Origin of the sequence: Kitasatospora sp. NBC_00039 (assembly GCF_045160625.1) — a bacterium.
GTDB lineage: Bacteria > Actinomycetota > Actinomycetes > Streptomycetales > Streptomycetaceae > Kitasatospora.
Window position 1 is genome coordinate 63113 of sequence record NZ_CP108290.1, and the last position, 15393, is coordinate 78505.

A 15393-nucleotide genomic window follows, 5' to 3' on the forward strand; every position below is an offset into this window, starting at 1 on the left:
CCCACCGGGCCGCGCCGGCGAACCCGCCCCACCGGGCCCGGGGCCCCTCCCACGGCGCGCGGCCGTCCGGCAGAATCGCCGCATGACCACAGCGCGCTGGCAGGGCACGGTCATCGCCGAGAGCGATGACACCACCGTCGTCGAGGGCAACCACTACTTCCCGGCCGAATCGGTCCGCACCGAGTATCTGCGGCCGTCCGACACCACCACCGTCTGTGGCTGGAAGGGCATCGCCGAGTACTACACCCTCCACGTCGACGGGGAGGTCAACCCCGACGCCGCCTGGTACTACGCCGATCCGAAGGCGGAGGCGGCGCACGTCCGCGGCCGGATCGCCTTCTGGCGCGGGGTGGAGATCACCGAATAAGGCGTACCGCCGCGCGCCACCGGGTACCCGCACAGCATGGCAATCTTCAGGAAGCCGGGACGCTCCGGGCAGCCGAAGCCCACCCCGGAGCCCACCCCGGGGCAAGTCGCCGAAGAGCTGGCCGAACTGGTCGAGGAGCTGGAGGAGCCCACCGCCGGCGGCCCGGCGGACGGCGGTCCCTCCCGGCAGGTCGTCGAGTACGAGGCCGAGTACCGGGCCGAGCGCGGCCGGCGGCGGGGCGCGACGCTGGTCGCCTCGATCGCCAAGCTGATCGGCGCCGGCAGCCGGTCCGCCGCCAAGGGTGCCGCGTACGGCGGCCGGGCCATGGCCGACCAGCTGATGCAGGCGGCGCCGCGCATCCCGGTCCGCAACCTCGCCACCCTCCGGGCCCAGCACCCGACGGCCGCCGACGCCGACCGGCTGGCCGCGCTGCTGATCACCGGCGCCTCCCGTGCGTCCGCCGCGCTCGGCGCCGGCGTCGGGGCGGCGGCGATGCTGCCCGTGCCGCCGGCGATGGCGGTGGAGATCGCCGCCGAGACGCTCGCCGTGGCGGCCGTCGAGATCAAGCTGATCGCCGAGCTGCACGAGGTCTACGGCGTCCGCGCCCAGGGCAACGTCACCCAGCGGGCGTCCGCCTACGTCGCCGCCTGGGCCAACCGCCGGGGCATCGATCCGACGCTGCTGGTGAAGCCGGCCGGGCTGGCCGCGATGGCGCTCGGCGCGGAGGTCCGCCAGCAGGTCCGCAAACGGCTCACCCGCAGTACGCTGCGCCGCCTGCCCTCACTCATCCCGCTGATGGTCGGCGCGGGCATCGGCGCCACCGTCAACCGGCGCGACACCCGCAAGGTGGGCCGCCAGGTCCGCGATGACCTGCGCTCCCGCCGCCCGGCCGCCGCCGCCTACTGGTCCGCCGCCGCCCCGGCCCTGCCGGGCGAGACGGCTCCCTGAGGGCTCCCTGAGGGACACCCGGCGGCGGCCCCACAGGCGGCGGCTTCGGGCAGCCGACCCCGGCGCCCGGGCTGCCGTGAGCCGGGGACGAGGCCGGGCCCCGCCCCGGCCGGGGGCTTGCCCAGCCGGGGACGGGGCCCGGAAAACGCGGCCCGCGTCAGATACCGGGCGCCTGCGGGGCGGCCGCCCCGCGACCGGCCTTGACGGCGTTCACCATGGCCTGGTGGATCGCCCTGGCGGTGATCTCGTCCGCCGCCGGGACGGGGCTGCCGGACACGGTGTACCAGTCCAGTGCACCGGTGTACTGCACGGTCAGGCGGGCCTCGCCGTCCACCCAGGTGGTGTGCACGGTGAGGTCGCCGGAGATCGGGCCGACCTCCGCGGTGGTGACCCCGCCGGGCCCGCTGATGATCGACTGGGTGGTCCAGGTGGCCCAAGACATCCGCGGATCCCCGGGCGGCTCGGCCGGCCCGCCGCCCTGCGCCGCTGCTGCGCCCTGCTGCTGCTCGCTCATGCGCCCATCCTCCCCCGCCGGTCCGCCGCCGATGCGGCAGCGACACCCGCGGTCGCGGAGGCCGCCCGTGCACCGGGCGGCCTCGTGGAAACTCGTTCGTCGCGGACGGTCAGCTGCGTGCCTCGGGTTCGTCCAGAGGCTCGCCCTCCGCCTGCGAGGTGTCCTGCGCGTGCTGGTTCTGCATCGAGGTGATGCCCTCCTCCGGGTCGGCGGCGCGGACATCCTCCTCGCGGTCGACGCTCACCTCGGACCGTGCGCTCATGTCGGTCATCGCGGGCTCCGTCTCCTCGGCCGGACCGGGCACGTCCGGGTGCGCCGTGGTGCGGGTGGCGCCGGGCGGGCGCCGGACCGGGTCTCTGTCTCGCCCTTCCAGCCTGCCCCCGCGCCCGCCCCACGGCCAACCGGGCCTGGACATTCGGCCAGGCCCACGCGGGCCGCATGCTGCCGGTCGCAGGCGTCGCCGTCCCACGCTGCCGGGCCCGCGCGGCGTCGTCCCGCGGTGCGGCCCCGCCGTCGTCCCGCGCGGCGTCGTCCCGCGCGGCGTCGTCCCGCGCGCCGTCGCCCCCGCCGTCGGCCCCGCACCGCGGCTCACCAGGTGACCGGCAGCTCCCGCAGACCGTGGATGAGCGAGTCCGAGCGGAAGGCCGGTTCGTCGTCCGGCGCCGCGAGCCGCAGACCGGGCAGCCGGCGGAACAGGGTGGGGAGTGCGATCTGCAGCTCGGCCCGGGCCAGCGGCTGGCCCAGGCACTGGTGCACGCCGAAGCCGAAGGCGAGATGGCGCCGCGCGTCCCGGTCCACGTCCAGTTCGTCCACGGGCCGGGTCCCCGGGGTGCCGAACAGCTCCTCGTCCTGGTTGGCGGTGGAGAGCATCGCGATCACCCCCTCACCGGCCCGGATCAGGGTGCCGCCCAGCTCGACGTCCTCCACGGCGAGCCTCGGCAAGCCGGTGTGGACGATGGTGAGGTGGCGCAGCAGCTCCTCCACCGCCCCGGGGACGGCCGCCGGGTCGGCCAGCCGGGCCGCCTGCCCGGGGTCGCGGAGCAGCAGGAGGGTGGAGAGCGCGATCATGTTGGCGGTGGTCTCGTGCCCGGCGAACAGCAGCAGCAGACCGGTCGAGGCGATCTCCCGGAGCGAGAGGTCGTCGCGGGCGCCCAGCCTGCTGAGGATGTCGTCGCCGGGCCGGTGCCGCTTCTGCGCGGCAAGGCCGCCGAGGTAGTCCAGCATCTCGCCCTGGGCCAGGGCGACCTCGTCCTGGCCGGTCGTGGTGCTGATCAGCACCCGGCTGAGCTCCTGGAACATCTGCCGGTCCTCGTAGGGGACGCCGAGCAGCAGGCAGATCACCAGCGAGGGCACCGGTAGGGCGAAGCGGGTGACCAGGTCCGCGGGGCCGGCGTGCTCGGTCATCCGGTCCAGGGCCTCGTCGACGATCTGCTGGATGCCGGGCCGCATCGCCTCCACCCGCTTGACCAGGAAGTCCCCGGTGACCATGCGACGCAGCCGGGCGTGCTCGGGGTCGTCGAGGCGGAGGAAACTGGGGTTGGCGGCGGCGAGCTCGCGCCGGCCCGGGACGAGGCTCGGGAACTCCGGCCGGCGGACGTCCGCGCTGAACCGGTGGTCGGAGAGCACCGTGCGCACCTCGCGGTAGCCGGTCACCAGCCAGCAGGAGGAGCCGTCCAGCAGCTCGGCGCGGGTGACGGAGCCCGCGCGGGCGGCCTCGGTGTAGACGGGCGGCGGGCTGAACGGACAACGGCTGTCGTGGGGGGCGGGCAGCAGCGGGGTGGAGGCAGGGGCGGTGGGCATGCTCGTCAAGGTGGGATCTCCTTGCGTGGCAGGTGGCAGGCGGTGACTGGGACGCCGGTGTCGATGGGCAACCGGGCCCGGTGTCCGGAGGTCGGCGGGGCGGGGCCGGCGGGCGGGTGCGGCTGCTACGCGCCCCGGTCGTCCTCGGTGACGGTGATCGCGCCACCCGGGCAGAGCTCGGAGGCGAGTCGCACGTCGGCGTGGAGCGCCGGTGGCAGGACGGTCAGGCGCAGTCTCACCAGGCCGTCCTGGTCGTCCTGTTCGAAGACCTGCGGCACGGTCAGGACGCACTGGCCGGAGCTGCAGCAGCGGTCCGGGTCGACGCTCACCTGCATGTACGGACACCTCTCAGTGGTGTGGCACCGGATCGCCCGGGCCGGCCGCCCCCCGCAGTCGTTGTCAACCTAACCGCCGCTCTGTCGCACACGAAGGGTGCGTCGCCGCTCTCGCGCAGAATGGCCGATTTGCTCCGATGGAGAATGCCCTTGTCCCGGAGGATGTTTGATAGCTCGTCAGTACAGGTGTGCGGACGGCGGCCTGCCCCTCAGAGCCCCTCCGTCGCGGCGATCTCCCGGACGGTGGCCACGGTGTCCGCCTCGGCCGCGCTCTTGTCCGGCCGGTAGCGGAGCACCCGGGCGAACCGGAGGGCCAGCCCGGCGGGGTAACGGGGGCTGCGCTGGACGCCGTCGAACGCGATCTCCACGACCAGTTCCGGCCGTACCCGCACGGTGTACGAGTCGCGTTCGACCTCGCGGGCGAGGAGTTCCGTGGTCTGCCAGGCGAGCGTCTCGTCGGTCAGGCCCTTGAAGGTCTTGCCGAGCATCACCCAGGGACCGAGCCCGGGCTCCCCGGCGGCCCGGGCGCCGAGATGGAGGTTGCTGAGCCGGCCACGGCGCCGGCCGCTGCCCCACTCGGCGGCCAGCACCACCAGGTCCAGCGTGTGCCGGGGCTTGACCTTGACCCATCCGGCGCCGCGCCGGCCGGCCGCGTAGCCCGCCGCCGGATCCTTGGCCAGCACGCCCTCGTGCCCCAGCGCCAGGGTCTCCCGGAAGAAGGCCAGCGCCTGCTCCTGGTCACCGGTCTCGGTGCGCGACACCCGCAGCCCGGCCGGCACCGCCTCGGCCAGGGCGGACCAGCGCTCCCGGCCCGGCCGGTCCACCAGGTCCTCGCCGTCGCGGTGCAGCAGGTCGAAGAAGTAGGCGCTGAGCGGCACTTCGGCCCGCAGTCGCTCGGGGTCCTGCCGGGAGGCGGTCCGCGCGGCGGTCTCCTGGAACGGGCGCGGGCGTCCGTCCGGGCCGAGCGCGATCGCCTCGCCGTCCAGCACCGCCGAGCGGACCGGCAGGGCGAGTGCCGCCTCGGCCACCTCGGGCACCCGGGCGGTGATGTCGTCCAGGCTCCGGGTGAACACCGCGACGTCCCGGCCGTCCCGGTGCACCTGGACCCGGATGCCGTCGAGCTTCCACTCCAGCGCGGCCGGGCCGATCCGGTCGAGGGCGGCCGCGACGTCCGGCGCGGAGGCGGCCAGCATCGGCCGGACCGGGCGGCCCACTTCCAGCCGGAAGACGTCCAGCGCCGGCGCCCCGCCGGTCAGCGCCGCCTCGGCGACCGCGCGGGCCGAACCGCGGAACATCAGCGCCCGTCGCACCGCCGCCGCCGGCACCCCGGCGGCCTGGGCCACGGCGTCCGCCACCACCGCGTCGAGTGCGCCCTGTCGCAGCTCGCCGACCAGCACCGCCCGCAGGAACGCCTGCTCGACGTCGGTGGCCCGCTCGAACAGTCCGGCCAGCAGCCGGCGGCGCTCGGCCTGCGCGCCGGCGCCGTGCACCCCGGCGATCGCCTCCAGCGTCCGCTCGGCCTCCCGGACGCCCAGCGAGGGCTCAGCGGCGGGCACCGGCAGGTCGCGCAGGGAGGCCGGGCCGATGCCGGTGCGCAGCCGGTGCGACTCGCCGGAGACCAGCGCCACCGCCGCCGGGGCCTCGGCCGGGCCGAGCTCGCGCAGGCAGTCGGCCAGCAGCGTGATCTTGGCCCGGCGGCCGGGCTCGCCCGCCACGGCGCGGGAGGTCTGGGCCAGGTGACGGAGCAGCATACGGGGCTCCTCGGGGGTGGTGGTGCAGGTCGGATGCGCCGGGGAGGGCGTGCCAGGGCGTTGGTGCAGATCGTCGGTGCGGGGCGTCGGTGCGGGGCGTCGGTGCAAGGGCGTGCTCGGGCTCCAGCATCGGCGACGGGCCCGTCGCGGACCACAGGACACGCCTTCGCGGGCGGCAGTCGGGCTGCACCGCTGTGGAGCGAAGCCCGCCGTGCTCTTGTCCGCGACGTCCATCTTCGGCGGCCCGACGGACCGTCATGCCGGCGCGATACCGCGCGCGGTGCACCGCCGCGTGCCGACCGTGGTCCACCCGATACCTGGGGGCCGAGATGACTCCCCAGACCGCCACCGCCGCCGCGACCGTCACTGCGACTGCTGCCGCGACCCCCGCCGCGACCGCCTCCGCCGCCCGCTGGAGTGTCGGCACGCCCGAGAACGGTGACTTCGCCGCCTGGCGCGAGCTGTTCCGGGGCTACTGCACGTTCTACCGCGTTCCGATGCCGGAGGAGAAGGCGGAGCCGGTCTGGTCCTGGCTGGCTGATCCGGCGCACGAGTTGGACGGCCTGCTGGTCCGCGACACCGACGGCACGCCGGTCGGGCTGGCCCACTACCGCCCGTTCTCCCGGCCGCTGCACGGTGCCGTCGGCGGCTTCCTGGACGACCTGTTCGTCAGCCCGGACGCGCGCGGCGGTGGCGCGGTGGACGCGCTGCTCGCCCGGCTGCGGGAGATCGCCGCCGAGCGCGGCTGGAACGTCGTGCGGTGGAGCACCTCCGACAACAACCACCGGGCACGAAGCAAGTACGACCAGGTCGCCACCCGGACCATGTTCGGCACCTACGACATGGCGCCGGACGAGGCCTGACCGAACGGCCCGCCCGGAGCGCCCGCTCCACGGGGGCCGCCCATGGGAGCCGGAGGGGGCCCGGAGCGGGCCGGCGACCCCGGAGCCGACCGGCAGTCGGAAATTCGTTCGCTTTTCTGTTATCGACCCGCCGCCACGGGGTCTCCCAGGTGTCGGCACTCGTACCGGCCGACCCGACACAGGAAGCGTGCCCAGGTGAACAGCGAAGACAGGACGACCATCCTTCCCGCGTCCGGCCACCACGCCGCGGCCGGCGGCCGTGCTGCGCGCCGCGCCGCCGACCGGCGGCGCGGGCGGGGCCGCCGCGGCCGGGGCGTCGGCCCGGTGGTGGCCGTGGTCGCCGCGGTGGCGGGTACCGGGGTCCTCGCGGCGCTCGCCGGCGCCGGGTACGCCGTCTACGGCGGGGCCGGGAGCGACCGGGACGCGGTGGCGTTCGAGCCGCAGATCGCGGCGGAGGCCGGCGATCACGAGGGCATACAGATCCCCGGCGCCGGCGGCTTCGACCCGGCCGTCGCCGCAGCCGGCGGCAGCCCGGCAGCCACCGACGCGGCCCACGCCGCCTCCGGTGCCCCGGCCACCCCGTCGGCCACCGGTGGGACGACGGGCGCTCCGACTCCCTCGGCCACGGGGTCCGCGAAGCCCACCGCGACCGCATCGAGCCCGGCCGCGTCCGCCAAGAGCCCCGTCGCCTCGACGAGCAGCGCCGCCAAGGCGGCCGCGAGCACCACCGCGACCTCCGGCCGGACCGGCGCCCCGGCCCCGGCCACCCCGGCGAGCGGCACCGCGGCCCAGTACGCCCAGCAGGTCGTGGACCTGGTGAACGCGCAGCGCGCCGAGCACGGCTGCGGCCCGCTGACCGCCGAAACGCGGCTGGCCACCGCCGCCCAGGGCCACAGCGAGGACATGGCGGCCCGCAACTACTTCGACCACGCCAGCCCCGAGGGCTACCATGCCGACCACCGGATCGAGGCCACCGGCTACCGCTGGAGCAGCTGGGGCGAGAACATCGCCCGCGGCCAGAAGGACCCGGCCGCCGTGATGGACGCCTGGATGAACAGCCCCGGCCACCGCGCCAACATCCTCAACTGCTCGTTCAAGGAGATCGGCGTCGGCGTGAAGACCGGATCCGGCGGCCCCTGGTGGACGCAGGTGTTCGCCTCGCCGTCCTGACCGCGGAGTGCCGTCCCTGGCCCCGGCGGTCCCACCGCCGGCCACGCGGGGTGGGCCGGTCGGAGCCCCGTCGGGAGGCCGTCCCCGGCCCCTGTCCCCGACCCCGTTTTCCGAATCCGCGCAAATTGTTGTTATCTGAGCATTCCCCGAAGGTCTCCGAGGAGGCAGCGGCGGACGGATGACGGCAAGACGGAGTGCGGACCCATGAACGTTGACGTGCAGAACCGCACCGGGACGACCCTGGTGCTGGCGGCCCAGGCGGGCGACCGGCAGGCTCAGGAGGCGCTGGTCGCCACCTGGCTGCCGCTGGTCTACAACGTCGCCGGGCGCGCGCTGAACGGCCATGCCGACGTGGACGACGTCGCGCAGGAGACCATGATCCGGGCGCTGGACGGCCTCGACGGGCTGCGCGACCCGGAGTCGTTCCGCTCCTGGCTGGTCGCGATCACCATGAACCAGGTCCGCCGCCGCTGCACCGGCCAGCAGCAGAGCACGGTCGGCGGTCTCGACGAGGCCTGGGAGCTCGCCGACCCCCGGGCCGACTTCACCGACCTCACCATCCTGCGCCTCGGCCTCTCCGGACAGCGGCGCGAGGTCGCCGAGGCCACCCGGTGGCTGGACCCGGACGACCGCGAGCTGCTCGCCCTCTGGTGGCTGGAGGCCTGCGGCGACCTCACCCGGGCCGAACTGGCCGAGGCGCTCGACCTGACGCCGCAGCACACGGCGGTCCGCGTCCAGCGGATGAAGAAGCAGCTGGAAGCCGGCCGGGTCGTGGTCCGGGCACTCACCGCCTACCCGCGCTGCCCGGAGCTGGAGGAGCTGACGGAGGGCTGGGACGGCACCCCGAACTCGGTGTGGCGCAAGCGCATAGCGCGGCACATCCGCAGCTGCGCCGCCTGCGACCGGCTCGGCCGCGACCTCTTCCCCGCCGAGGGGCTGCTGGCCGGCCTGGCGCTGGTGCCCGTCCCGCTGGACTCGCCGGTCGCGTTGTCGTTCCAGGCCACGGCCGCCACAGTGACGCCGGGCAGTGCGGCCGGCGGCGGAGCGGCGAACGGCGGAGCGGCCCACACCGGCGCAGGGAACGGCGGTGCCGCGAACGCGGGTGCCGCCAACGGCGCGGCCGGCGCGCCGGCCGACCCCACCGGCGGCGGGAGCGGGCCGTGGAGCGCCCTCACCCGCGGGAAGGCGGCCGTCGCGGGCGGCGCGGCCACGGTCCTCGCCGTCGCGACCCTCGCCCTGGTCTGGCCGCAGCACTCGCAACCCGAACCGGCCGCGCCCGAACCGACCGCGACGGCCGCCGCTCCCGACCTCATCCCGGCGGCCGCGATGCCCATGCCGCCCGCCCCGGAGCCGTCCGTGCCGCCGACGCCCCCGGTGACGGCAGCGCCGGTGCCCACCGAGCCGCCGGCCACCGCCGCCCCCGCGCCGTCACCGACCGCGGCCCGCCCGACGGCGACCCCGCCCAGCCCGGAACGCCAGCTGGTGGACCTGGTCAACGCCGAACGAGCCAAGGCCGGTTGCGGCCCGCTGCGGATCGACCCGAAGCTGCACACGGCGGCCCAGAAGCACGCGGACGACATGGTGGCCCGCAACTTCTTCGACCACGTCAACCCGGACGGCGCCCGCGCCGACGCCCGCCTGAACGCGGCCGGGTACCACTGGTCGCGGTGGGGCGAGAACCTCGACCGGGGGACCAGCGCCCCCGCCACCGTGTTCTCCCGCTGGATGGACGGCGGGATCCACCAGTCCAACATGCTGGACTGCGCCTTCAAGGACGTCGGCGTCGGCGTCGCGACCGGGCCCGCGGGTCTCTACTGGACCCAGGACCTCGGCGCCCCGCTCGGCTGACGGGCACACGCCCGGCCGCTGAGTCCGGCCGGGCACCGCGGTTGCTCACCCGTGCGGCTGCTCACCCGCGCGGCCGGTCACATGTGGTCAGGCGGGCAGTCCGACCAGGCCGTCCGCCTGACCCGTCACATAGCCCGTCTTGTCGGCGACCACGCCGCCGGCGTCACCGACCTGCCCCTGGACGGCGCCAGGGGCCGTGGTGATGGCACCGCCCGGCTGGAGCGGCCCGGTCAGGTCGCCCTGCCCGCCGACCGCACTCGCGTGCGCACTGGGAGCGGTCAGGGAGGCCACGACGCCCACGGCGAGCGAGGCGACGGCGAGCATGCTGCGCTTCTTCATGCCCCGTCCAACGACGCTCGGCCACCCGGGTTACGGCCCGGCTCCGGGACGACCGACGGGTTTCCGGTGGCGGGCGGCATAGGAGGGCGGTGGGATGGGGAGGGGTCGGGGAGCAAATCCGGCGAAAGCCGAATTTTCCGACTACGCCCAGCCAACCGCGACAAGAAGGGCATCCGATGCACGCAGCCGAGCTCACGCCAGCCGTCCTCGCCGAGCTGCGCCGCCCCCGGCGCTACCCGGCCGTCTCCGTCCTGCTGCCGACCCACCGCAGCGAGCCCGACAACACCCAGGACCCGGTGCGCCTGCGCAACCTGATCGCGGAGGCCAAGAACCGGCTGCACGCCGACGAGGCGGTCTCCCGGGCCGACCGGCTGGACGTGGTCGAGCAGCTGGACCGGGCCCTGCGGGAGGTCGACCTGGTGCACGCCGAGGACGGTCTGGCGATCTTCGCGGCGCCCGGTGAGCACCAGGTCTGGTCGCTGCCGCGCACGGTGCCGGCCCGGGTGGTGGTCTCGGAGACCTTCCTGACCCGCAACCTCGTCTCCGCCTACACCGCCGGCGCGCCGTACTGGGTGCTGACGGTCGCCGCCGACCGGGTCGCCCTGTTCGGCGGCACCGGGCCGCGGCTGGCCGAACACACCGGGGGCCGCTTCCCGCTGGACCAGGTCCGCCCGAACTGGGACGTCGAGCGCCAGGAGCGGATCGGCGACGTTCCGAGCACCTTCCGGGACGAGGAGACCCGCCGGTTCCTGCGCGAGGCGGACACCGCGCTCGGCGCCCTGCTGGAGTCCGACCCGCGTCCGCTCTATGTGCTCGGTGAGGCCGCCGCGCTCGCCCTGCTGGACGAGGTCGGCACCGCGGTCAAGCGCGCCGCGGCCCAGGTGCCGCGCGGAGGCCTGGGCCACGCCTCGGCCGCCGCCGTCGCCGAGGCCGCCCGGCCCACCGCCGAGCAGCAGGCGCGGCGGGCCGTCGCCGAGCTGCACGAGCGCCTCGACCAGGCCATCGGCGTCAAGGCGCTGGCGAGCGGTATCGACGAGGTCTGGCAGAACGTCTCCGAGGGCAGGGTCGGCCTGCTGACGGTGGAGGAGGACTACTGGGAGCCCGTCCGGGTGACGGACAACCACCTCGTGCCCGCCGCCGCCGGTGAGCCGGACGTCCGCGAGGACATGGTGGACGAGATCGTCGAACGGGCGCTGGACACCGGCGCCACGGTGCAGTTCGTCCCCGCCGGCGAGCTGGCCGACCGCGGCCGGATCGCCGCCGTGCTGCGGTACTGACCACCGCCTGTCCCGGGGGCCCGGCCGCAACCGGCCGGGCCCCCGGCGGGTCAGCGGTAGAACGTGCGCCCGGCGGCGCCCGAGGAGACCGACCAGACCTCGCTGATCAGGCCGCCGGTGATCCGCAGGGTGTCCGTTCCGCTCCGGGCCACCTCCGCGCCCTGTTCGTCCGTGAACGTGGCGAGGTAGGGGCGGGCGACGAGTCCGGTCGGCCGGCCGTCGACCATCGCGAGGTCGACCACCGCCACTCCTTCGGATACGAAGCGCAGCCCGGGGCGCCGGCCGTGCCAGTCGGCGATGAGCGCGGCGAGTTGTCCGGGCGTGTGCGCGTCGTCGAAGGCCTCGGTGCCCGCCTGGGCGTAGCGCAGGGTGAACTCCGGGGCCATGATCTCCGCCGCCAGGTCCGTTTCGCCGTTCCACATCGCCGTCCAGCGCTCGTACGCGCCGACGCCGAACCGCCGCAGTTCCTCACCCATGAACGTCCCCCTTGTCCGCACGTGTTCGTACTGTTCGTACCTGTTCCGTCGCTCGCGACCGTAGCAAGGGGGACTGACAATCCAGGGTCCGAAGGGGCCCGAAGGTCCGGCCGCCGGCCGGTCCGCAGCCGCGGCGGTCGCCCCGGGCCTCGGCCGGCGGGCCCGCCGCCGCGTGGATGTGCGGCGGACCGGCTGCCGCGTGCCGGAGGGCGGCGCTAGGGTGCTGAGCGGACCATCGGACCATCGGACCCGCCGGGCCCGGGGGAGCCGGCGCGGAGCGTGGGGGCGGCATGCGATTCCTGTTCGTACACGGCACCGGGGTGCGGCGTGAGGGGTACGACCCGCTGTTCGAGCTGGTCGCCCGCGAGTTGACGGCCCGGTTCCCGGAAGCCGTCGTCGAGCCCTGCTACTGGGGCGACGACCACGGCGCGACGCTGGCCGCGGGCGGCGCCTCGATCCCGGGCTTCGCCGGCCTCCCGGTGCCCGCCGCAGCGGCCCCGGCACAGCCGGAGGCACTGGTCGACCGGGTGGACGGCGGCTGGACGCTGCTACTGGTCGACCCGCTCTGCGAGCTGCGGGTGCTGGCCCGGCTCCCGGCCGAGGACGACGGGTTCGGCGCCCCCGGGGCGCGGACCCCGGGCGAGGCCGTCGCGGACCGGCTGGCTGCGTTCGCGCACCCCGGGGCGGACCATGACGTGCTCGACGGTGTCACCGAAGAACTCGCCGAACTGAACGCCCTGTTGGCCGCCACCGCGCTCGGCCCGCACCTGTCGGAGGCCCTCCGCCGGGTGGCCGCCGTCGAGGAGTTCGCCGAGGCCTGCGAGCGGGCCGTCGACCCGGTCGCCGGCGCCGAACTGATCGCCGTCACCGCCCGCGCGCTCACCGCCGAACTCCTCACCGCGGCCGGCCCCGGGGCACTCTGCACCGCCGACGAGCGCGACCGGCTGGTCGAACTCCTCGCCGACCGCCTCGGCGGGGCCGCCCGCGGACCGCTCGGCCGGGCGGCCGGAGTGCTCGGCCGGCTCGGCATGCGGCTCGGCGGCCAGCGACTGCTCGACCGCCACCGCGGTGCCCTGACCGTCGGTGCCACCCCCGCGCTCGGCGACATCCTCCGCTACCAGGCGCGCGGCGGCCCGCTCCGGGCCTTCCTGGCCGAGCGGATCGCCGCCGCCCCCGGCCCGACCGTGGTGATCGGCCACAGCCTCGGCGGCATCGCCCTGGTCGACTGCCTCGCCCTCGCCGCGGCCCGCCGGGAGGCCCCGGCCGGGCTGCGGCTGCTGGTCACCGTCGGCTCCCAGGCGCCGTTCCTGCACGAACTCGGCGCGCTCAACGGTCTGGAGCCGGGCGAGGCCCTGCCGGCCGGGTTCCCGGACTGGCTGAACGTCTACGACCCGGGGGACGTCCTCGGCTACCGGGCCGGGCCGGTCTTCCCCGGCGACCGGCGGGTCACCGACCACGAGGTGAGCAGCCGTCAGCCGTTCCCGTACTGCCACAGCGCCTACTTCAAGCTCCCCGCCCTCTACGACCGGATCGCCGCCGCGCTGGCCGGGAGCGCGCCCGCGCGGCCGGCCGCCGGAGCCGCCGGGTGAGGCAGCTCGCGGGCGACGACGCCGAGTACCTCGCGCCCGAACGGGTCTTCGCCCTCGTCGTCGGCATCGAGTCGTACGGGGTGGGCGCCGACTGGGACCTCCGCGGCCCCGCCCGGGACGCCGTCCGCTTCGCCGAGTGGCTCACCGGCCCGGCCGGCGTTCCCGCCGCCAACGTCCGGCTCTTCCTCTCCCCGCTGCCCGCCTCCGCCGGCCCGGGAAGCTCACCCGCGCCCGCCGCCGCCGCCACCGCCGGCGCAGCACGGCTGCCCGCCCACCGCCCCGCCACCGGCAACGAGATCGAGGACGCGCTGCTGCGCGAACTGCCCAAGTGCGACGGCGACCTGCTCCTCATCTACTGGGCCGGTCACGGCTACGCGGGCGACGACGACCAACTGCTGCTGCCGTTCGCCGACGCCTCCGCCCCGCCGATCCGTCACCTCGACCTCGACTCCGCCCTGCGCTTCTGGCGATCCAGCAAGGTCAACCAGCGGTTCCGCCGGGTGGTCTCGATCGGCGATGCCTGCCGCCTCGACGTCCGCACCGGAGCAGGCCCCACCTTCGGCCGGGTCGACTACGGCAACGGCCGCCCGGTGCGCAGTCGCAGCACCTTCGTCCTCTACGCCGCCCGGCCCGGCCTGCCCGCCCAGAACATCGGCGGCGCCGGCCGGCTCACCGACACCCTGCTGGCCCGGCTGGCCGGCCGCAGCCTCGACGAGAGCCTGCGCCACCTGCCCGACATCGCCCGCGAGGTGCACGCCGACCTCGCCGCGCTAGCCCGCCGGGGCCAGGCCTGGCAGCAGATCCAGTGGCGCATCAGCGACTGGGACGGCAACCCGGTCACCGACGACGGCTGGCCGCAGGAGCCGCCCGGCGCGCCCCGGCTCGACGACCAGGCCTGGGCCGAGCTGCACGGGCTCCTCCCCGGGCCCGGCCTGCCACCGGACGCCTACCGCGCCTACCGCTGGGCCTTCGAGGCGGCCGGCTGCGCCCCGCCCGGACCGGCGCTGCCGGCCGCCGAACCGATGGCCGTGGTGCGCGACCTCGACCGCCGGCTCGGGTCCGGCTCCCGCCGCCTCCCGCTCCCGCTCGCCTTCGTCCGCTACCTCGCCGCCCGCGAGGAGGACCGGGCCCGCGCCGAGCGGCTGGCCGACTGGGTCCGGCGCACCGGCCTGCGGCTCGGCGCCGACGCCGTCCCCGCACCGCCGGCGCGGGAGCGCGACGGCCGCGCCGAACTGCACGTCCAGCTCACCGAGTCCGCCGACGAGGACGCCTACCTGGTCCGGATGTGGCTCCACCGGCAGGGCTTCGAAGCCCTCTGGGAGTCCGCCCGCCCGATCGCCCTGGCCGCCGTCCGGGAGGAGCTGGTCCGGCAGGTGTTCGGCGCGGCCGGCCCCGAGCTGCGGCGGATCGAGTTCCACGTCCCCGAACCGCTGCTGGACGAGGAGTTCGAACGCTGGCCGCTGCCCACCCGCGGCCGCCGCACCGCCGAACTCGGCACCTCCTACGAGGTGTTGGTCCGCTGCCCGGAGGAGCGCACCCACCAGTCCGGCCACCGCTGGCGGCGCAAGTGGGCCTGGTACCGCGAACACGGCGGCCGCCACCCCGACGCCGTCCACGCGCTCACCGGGCGCACCCCGCCCGGCCCCGGCCTCGCCGACCGGCTCGGCGCCGAGGGCCACCCGGTCTGCGCCCTCCTCGACCGGCACGGCGCACCGCTGGCCGACCGGCTGGAACTGGTCCTGGACGCGGGCCTGCCGATCGCCGTCTGGCGGCGGACCGGCGCGGAGGCGGCCTGCTGCACCGGGCCCGAGACCCTCGCCGCCCTCCTCGCCTCCGTGACCGGCGGGACTGACGCGGCCGACGCCGACGCCGACGCCGAGGTCCGCGCCGCGGACGCGGCCGACGCCTCCGCCACCGGCCTCGCCCCAGCCCTCGACCTCGACCGACTGCCCGACGCAGTAAGGAAGTTACGGGTCGTATCGGCCCCGGGCGGGTGCGCCGACTGCCCGGCGGGCGCACGCCTGGGACTGCTCTGGGACGACCCCGAGCACCGGCCCCGGACCACATCGCTGTCCTGACGGGGGATCGCCCTCCGGCCTGGAAGGGAAGGAAGCAG

15 protein-coding genes are annotated in these 15393 nt (G+C 75.9%); 8 read left to right on the forward strand and 7 right to left on the reverse strand.

Annotated features, from left to right (window positions below; translation table 11 throughout):
• Positions 1 to 82: 82 nt before the first annotated feature.
• Positions 83 to 367 carry a DUF427 domain-containing protein gene (locus OG286_RS36520; protein ID WP_331741145.1) on the forward strand — a complete coding sequence of 95 codons (285 nt, stop codon included), beginning with the start codon at positions 83 to 85 and terminating at the stop codon, positions 365 to 367.
• Positions 368 to 403: 36 nt separating this feature from the next.
• A complete protein-coding gene (locus OG286_RS36525) occupies positions 404 to 1315 on the forward strand; it encodes a hypothetical protein (RefSeq protein ID WP_331741146.1) in 912 nt (303 codons plus the stop codon).
• A gap of 157 nt (positions 1316 to 1472) precedes the next feature.
• On the opposite strand, the gene OG286_RS36530 is transcribed toward OG286_RS36525, so the two are convergent.
• The 5 genes from OG286_RS36530 to OG286_RS36550 form a co-directional block, all read right to left on the reverse strand.
• Positions 1473 to 1757, reverse strand: coding sequence for a hypothetical protein (locus OG286_RS36530; protein WP_331742599.1), 285 nt, complete (start codon positions 1755 to 1757; stop codon positions 1473 to 1475).
• Between the two features lie 181 nt (positions 1758 to 1938).
• Positions 1939 to 2100 (reverse strand): hypothetical protein, encoded by a 162-nt coding sequence (locus tag OG286_RS36535; RefSeq protein ID WP_331741147.1) that lies wholly within the window; start codon positions 2098 to 2100, stop codon positions 1939 to 1941.
• Positions 2101 to 2417: 317 nt separating this feature from the next.
• Positions 2418 to 3629, reverse strand: coding sequence for a cytochrome P450 (locus OG286_RS36540; protein ID WP_331742601.1), 1212 nt, complete (start codon positions 3627 to 3629; stop codon positions 2418 to 2420).
• Positions 3630 to 3754: 125 nt separating this feature from the next.
• Positions 3755 to 3964, reverse strand: coding sequence for a ferredoxin (locus OG286_RS36545; protein WP_331741149.1), 210 nt, complete (start codon positions 3962 to 3964; stop codon positions 3755 to 3757).
• A gap of 209 nt (positions 3965 to 4173) precedes the next feature.
• The gene (locus OG286_RS36550) at positions 4174 to 5715 is read right to left on the reverse strand and encodes an ATP-dependent DNA ligase (protein WP_331741150.1); all 1542 of its coding nucleotides are present in this window, start codon (positions 5713 to 5715) and stop codon (positions 4174 to 4176) included.
• Positions 5716 to 6044: 329 nt separating this feature from the next.
• Here OG286_RS36550 and OG286_RS36555 point away from each other — a divergent pair, with 329 nt between their 5' ends.
• The 3 genes from OG286_RS36555 to OG286_RS36565 all read left to right on the forward strand — a co-directional run bounded on the left by OG286_RS36555 (position 6045) and on the right by OG286_RS36565 (position 9596).
• A complete protein-coding gene (locus OG286_RS36555; protein WP_331741152.1) occupies positions 6045 to 6578 on the forward strand; it encodes a GNAT family N-acetyltransferase in 534 nt (177 codons plus the stop codon).
• 195 nt (positions 6579 to 6773) lie between these two features.
• A complete protein-coding gene (locus tag OG286_RS36560; RefSeq protein ID WP_331741153.1) occupies positions 6774 to 7748 on the forward strand; it encodes a CAP domain-containing protein in 975 nt (324 codons plus the stop codon).
• A gap of 204 nt (positions 7749 to 7952) precedes the next feature.
• Positions 7953 to 9596, forward strand: a complete 1644-nt coding sequence (locus OG286_RS36565) for a sigma-70 family RNA polymerase sigma factor (protein WP_331741154.1) — start codon at positions 7953 to 7955, stop codon at positions 9594 to 9596.
• 87 nt (positions 9597 to 9683) lie between these two features.
• Here OG286_RS36565 and OG286_RS36570 read toward each other — a convergent pair whose 3' ends face one another.
• Entirely contained in the window at positions 9684 to 9935 is a 252-nt protein-coding gene (locus OG286_RS36570) for a hypothetical protein (RefSeq protein ID WP_331741155.1), read from the reverse strand.
• Positions 9936 to 10111: 176 nt separating this feature from the next.
• On the opposite strand from OG286_RS36570, the gene OG286_RS36575 reads away from it, so the two are divergent.
• Entirely contained in the window at positions 10112 to 11212 is a 1101-nt protein-coding gene (locus OG286_RS36575; RefSeq protein ID WP_331741158.1) for a chemotaxis protein, read from the forward strand.
• Positions 11213 to 11262: 50 nt separating this feature from the next.
• Here the strand turns inward: OG286_RS36575 and OG286_RS36580 are convergent, their stop codons facing one another.
• A complete protein-coding gene (locus OG286_RS36580) occupies positions 11263 to 11688 on the reverse strand; it encodes a hypothetical protein (protein WP_331741159.1) in 426 nt (141 codons plus the stop codon).
• 290 nt (positions 11689 to 11978) lie between these two features.
• On the opposite strand from OG286_RS36580, the gene OG286_RS36585 reads away from it, so the two are divergent.
• Both OG286_RS36585 and OG286_RS36590 read left to right on the forward strand, forming a co-directional pair.
• Positions 11979 to 13277: a hypothetical protein gene (locus OG286_RS36585; protein ID WP_331741160.1), complete on the forward strand. Its 1299-nt coding sequence runs from the start codon at positions 11979 to 11981 to the stop codon at positions 13275 to 13277.
• Positions 13274 to 15355, forward strand: a complete 2082-nt coding sequence (locus OG286_RS36590) for a hypothetical protein (protein WP_331741161.1) — start codon at positions 13274 to 13276, stop codon at positions 15353 to 15355. Before OG286_RS36585 ends, OG286_RS36590 begins: the two co-directional genes overlap by 4 nt.
• Positions 15356 to 15393: the final 38 nt, after the last annotated feature.